4 protein-coding genes are annotated in these 4,712 nt (G+C 68.1%); 3 read left to right on the forward strand and 1 reads right to left on the reverse strand.

What is annotated here, in order from left to right; genetic code table 11:
- The coding region (locus tag Q4F73_RS01510) for an acetolactate synthase large subunit (RefSeq protein WP_303357585.1) at positions 1–1,814 on the reverse strand (1,814 nt) is incomplete at its 3' end.
- A 325-nt stretch (positions 1,815–2,139) separates the two neighbouring features.
- On the opposite strand from Q4F73_RS01510, the gene Q4F73_RS01515 reads away from it, so the two are divergent.
- From Q4F73_RS01515 to Q4F73_RS01525, 3 genes are all read left to right on the forward strand, one after another.
- Positions 2,140–3,681 carry a mechanosensitive ion channel family protein gene (locus Q4F73_RS01515; protein ID WP_303357580.1) on the forward strand — a complete coding sequence of 514 codons (1,542 nt, stop codon included), beginning with the start codon at positions 2,140–2,142 and terminating at the stop codon, positions 3,679–3,681.
- 22 nt (positions 3,682–3,703) lie between these two features.
- Complete coding sequence (locus Q4F73_RS01520) at positions 3,704–4,249, forward strand: PH domain-containing protein (RefSeq protein ID WP_303357581.1); 546 nt, start codon at positions 3,704–3,706, stop codon at positions 4,247–4,249.
- The coding region (locus Q4F73_RS01525; protein WP_303357582.1) for a dihydroxy-acid dehydratase at positions 4,249–4,712 on the forward strand (464 nt) is incomplete at its 3' end. The genes Q4F73_RS01520 and Q4F73_RS01525, both read left to right, overlap by 1 nt.

The raw sequence follows: 4,712 nt of genomic DNA on the forward strand, positions 1-4,712 counted from the left end.
CGGTCCTCGAGGACCTCTTCCACGGTCTCCTCCTGGGCCTCCTCCAACACCTCGTGGATGTCGGCGGGGGCTTCACCGGCGGACTCGTCACCCTCGAAGAAGGGACGCAGGCCCTTGGCGTACTCGATGTCGGAGTTGGAGGCGCCGGCGGCGACCATCGGCCACACCTGCGCGTCCTCACCGACGATGAAGTCGATGACCACGGGGCGGTCGTTGATCTCGCGGGCCTTCTGGATCGTCGGCAGGACGTCCTCCTCCCGGGTGACACGGAAGGCGACACAACCGAGCGCCTCCGACAGGGTGACGAAGTCCGGCACGTACTCGTCCTGCTCGCGCAGCTTGGTGTTGGAGTAGCGGCCGCCGTAGAACAGCGTCTGCCACTGGCGCACCATGCCCAGGTTGCCGTTGTTGATCAGGGCGACCTTGATGGGGAAGCCCTCGACGGCGGCGGTGGTCAGCTCCTGGTTGGTCATCTGGAAGCAGCCGTCACCGTCGATGGCCCACACCTCGGCGTCGGGAAGCCCGGCCTTGGCGCCCATGGCGGCCGGCACGGAGTACCCCATCGTGCCCAGGCCACCGGAGTTGAGCCAGGTGCGCGGCTTCTCGAAGTCGACGAACTGCGCGGCCCACATCTGGTGCTGGCCCACACCCGCGACGTAGATGGCGTCCGGGCCGGCGGCCTGCGAGAGCGTCTCGATGACGAACTGCGGGCTGAGCATCCCGTCGGACTGCTTCTCGTAGCCGCGCGGGAAACGCTCCTTGAGGTCGGTGAGGTAGTCGACCCACTCGGTGATCGCCGGCGGGTTGAGGTTCTTCTGGGACCGGTAGGTGCGCAGCAGGGCGGAGAGCACCTCGCGGGCGTCACCGACGATCGGGACGGCGGCCTCGCGGATCTTGCCGATCTCGGCCGGGTCGATGTCGGCGTGGATGACCTTGGCATCCGGCGCGAACTCGTCGAGGTTGCCGGTGACGCGGTCGTCGAAACGCGCGCCGATGGCGATGAGCAGGTCAGAACGCTGCATGGTGCCCACGGCCGGGACGGCGCCGTGCATGCCGGGCATGCCCATGTGCAGGCGGTGGGACTCCGGGAACGCACCGAGGGCCATGAGGGTGGTCACGACCGGGATGCCGGTGTACTCGGCGAACTCCAGCAGCTCCTGGCTGGCGTCGGCCTTGATGACGCCGCCGCCGATGTAGAGGCAGGGGCGCTCGGCCTCGGCGATCATCTGCACGGCCTGGGTGATCTGGCGGGAGTGCGGAGAGGTGACCGGCTTGTACCCGGGCAGATCCATCTTCGGCGGCCAGACGAAGTCGAACTCCGCGTTCTGGATGTCCTTGGGGATGTCCACCAGGACCGGACCGGGGCGACCGGTCAGTGCCAGGTGGAAGGCCTCCATGAGGGTCCGCGCGATGTCGTTGGGGTCGGTGACCATGAAGTTGTGCTTCGTGATCGGCATGGTGACGCCGCGGATGTCGGCCTCCTGGAAGGCGTCGGTGCCCAGCAGGGAGCGACCGACCTGGCCGGTGATGGCGACCATGGGCACCGAGTCCAGGTTGGCGTCGGCCAGCGGGGTGACCAGGTTGGTGGCACCGGGGCCGGAGGTGGCGATGCAGACACCGACCTTGCCGGTCACCTGGGCGTAACCGGTGGCGGCGTGGCCGGAACCCTGCTCGTGGCGCACCAGCACGTGGCGCAGCTTGGTGGAGGAGAACAGGGGGTCATACAGCGGGAGAATGGCGCCGCCGGGCAGTCCGAAGACGATGTCGGTGCCGAGCTCCTCGAGGGAACGGACGATCGCCTGGGCACCGGTCATCCGCTCGGGGGCACGCTCGGCCCCCGGGGACTTCCTGGCGACCGTGGCCGGGGTGGGCGTGTGCGAAGCTGCCACGTTATCAAGCTCCTAATTTCACAAGGACAATGCAGTTGGAACGCTACCCGGTGACTTCCTCCGGTGGTGCGGAAGGGTCCGTCGGGCGGCTGGCGTCGGCACAAGGTGTCTGTAACCTGCGACCATCTAATGACAAAGCCCCCGAACAGCACTGATGGTGGGTGCTGTCGAGGGCGCTTGCCGAGACGACTTAGGTAGGGGTCGTTACGGCAGGCGCCGCGCTGCTACTACCCGAAGTCGAATGATGTTCATGCGGATCATCATACACACGGGGGTGGCGGATGGTCGTATGGTGGGCGGCATGCTCGACTTCGCCTTGTATCTGCTCACCCGCGCCTGGTCGTGGATGGCCGACCAGGGTCTGACCCTGGCCATCCTGTTGACCGTCGCGCTGCTGGTGCCCCGCGTGGGGCGTTTCGCCCAACGGTGGCTGGCCCGGGGCGTGGAGGAGACCACCGACGCGGATGAGTCGAAGACCCGCCTCGCCCTGACCGGCGTCGGCGTCTACATCTTCCAGCTCATCGCCTTCTTCCTCATCCTCATCTTCTTCCTGCAGACGCTCGGCTTCTCCCTGGCGGGCGCGGCGATCCCCGCCACGGTCGTCTCGGCGGCCATCGGTTTCGGCGCGCAGTCGATCATCGCGGACTTCCTCGCCGGGTTCTTCATCCTCACGGAGAAGCAGTTCGGTGTCGGCGACTGGGTGCGTTTCGAGGGCAACGGCATCCAGGTGGAGGGCACCGTCATCCAGATCACCATGCGCTCCACCCGCATCCGCACCCTGGCGCAGGAAACGGTGATCATCCCCAACTCCACCGCGCGGGTGAGCATCAACGCCTCCAACTACTGGTCCCGCGCCGTGGTGGTCATGCCGGTGCCGCTCCTGGGATCCACCGACACGCAGGAGGCCATCGACCGTTCCGAGGCCGCCACCCGCCGCGCACTCGGGCGCCCGAATGTCGCGGAGGTGCTCATCGGCGAGCTCGACGTGCACCCGGCGGTCAACGTCACCCCGCCGGCCACCGTCGGCATGCCGTGGACCATGGACATGCGTTTCATGATCCAGGTGGAGGCCGGTATGCAGTGGCTCGTCGAACGCGCCATCCGCACCGAGATCCTCGACGAGTTCTGGAACGAGTACGGCTCGGCCACCACCATCACGGGTGAGGTCAAGGACCGCGTCGACACCGTCACCACCGCCGCGTTCGACCGCACCCCGCTTATCGACGTCCCCCTCTCCGGCCCCCAGGACTCCGCCGGAGATCAGGAGGTCACCGTCCCCGCCGGCTTCGCCGACGAGGAGGGCCGCGACCCGGCCGTGGTCGAGCGGGGCGTGCAGGGAGACGAGCCCGAGGACACCACGGACCAGCAGACCCCGGCCGGTGGGGTCTTCCGCAATGACTCCCCCACCTCGGGATGGCGCCGCTTCGCCTCCTTCGGGGGAAGGGTCCGCGCGTCGACGACCTACCTCTTCGGCATCCTCTTCATTCTGCTGCTGCTCAAGACCCTCACCGTCGATGCCGGGGAGGACGGCCCCACCGGCGTCCTGGCCCCGCGCACCCCCACCCCGCAGACCACGGTGGAGTCCGAGCCCGCTCCGGCCCCCGTGCCCGAGCAGACCTGGCCGGAGCAGACCTGGCAGGAACCGACCCCGGCCCCCACCCCGCAGCAGCCGGCCCCGGCGGAGCCGACGACTGCACCCCAGACCCAGACCACGGCGCCGGAACCGGGCGTCGAGACGCAGGCTCCCGCGACCACCCAGACCCCGGTCACCCCGGACGCGGGCGGTCAGTGACATCTCTACTAGCATGGTCGCCATGAGTTCTGACGCTGCTCACGCAGAATCCGTGGAGTTCGCCCCGGAGCGGGCCAACCTCTTCGCGGCCGCTCTCTTCATCGCGGTGTCCATGCTGGTCATCCCCTCCGCACCGCTGTACCTGGTATGGCTGCTGCTCATCCCGCTGGCCTTCATCATCTGGGTGCTGCGGGCACGGACGATCGTCGGCGAGTCGGGGGTGGACATCCACTACGCCTTCCGCAGCGGGAAGTCCATCGCGTGGGAGGATGTCAGGGGCGTCGGATTCAAGGGCTCACGCGCACTCCTGACCACCACGGACGGAACCGAGCACCCGATGCCCGCCGTCAGCTTCAACTCACTGCCGAAACTGGCGGAGGCGTCCCGGGGCCGCATCCCGGACGCGCTCACCGCCGCGCAGGAGGCCGCCGACGACAAAGTCGTCATCGTCCACCGCGACGGGCAGCAGATCATGGTCTCCCAGGAGGAGTTCGCCGCCCGCGAGGCCGCCAAGCAACAGCGCCGCGACCACCATGCACCCACCACCGAGAACCTGAAGGAGCAGTAGTGTTCCCGCTTCGATCCAAAGTCACCACCGTCGGACGCAACGCCGCCGGTGCCCGCGCCCTGTGGCGTGCCACCGGCACCAAGGAGAACGAGTTCGGCAAGCCGATCGTCGCGATCGTCAACTCCTACACCCAGTTCGTGCCCGGGCACGTCCACCTGAAGAACGTCGGCGACATCGTCGCGGACGCGGTCCGTGCCGCCGGTGGCGTGCCCAAGGAGTTCCACACCATCGCCGTCGACGACGGCATCGCCATGGGACACGGCGGCATGCTCTACTCCCTGCCCTCGCGCGAGATCATCGCCGACTCGGTCGAGTACATGGTCAACGCCCACACGGCCGACGCGATGGTGTGCATCTCCAACTGCGACAAGATCACCCCGGGCATGCTCAACGCGGCCCTGCGCCTCAACATCCCCGCCGTGTTCGTCTCCGGTGGCCCGATGGAGGCCGGCAAGGCCGTGGT

The sequence above is a fragment of the Corynebacterium sp. genome (genome assembly GCF_030535495.1).
Taxonomy (GTDB): domain Bacteria; phylum Actinomycetota; class Actinomycetes; order Mycobacteriales; family Mycobacteriaceae; genus Corynebacterium.

Excerpts from the sequence above, each read along its gene's own strand:
- Q4F73_RS01515 (WP_303357580.1), top strand. The coding sequence starts at position 2,140 with ATGCGGATCATCATACACACGGGGGTGGCGGATGGTCGTATGGTGGGC.
- Q4F73_RS01520 (WP_303357581.1), top strand. The coding sequence starts at position 3,704 with ATGAGTTCTGACGCTGCTCACGCAGAATCCGTGGAGTTCGCCCCGGAG.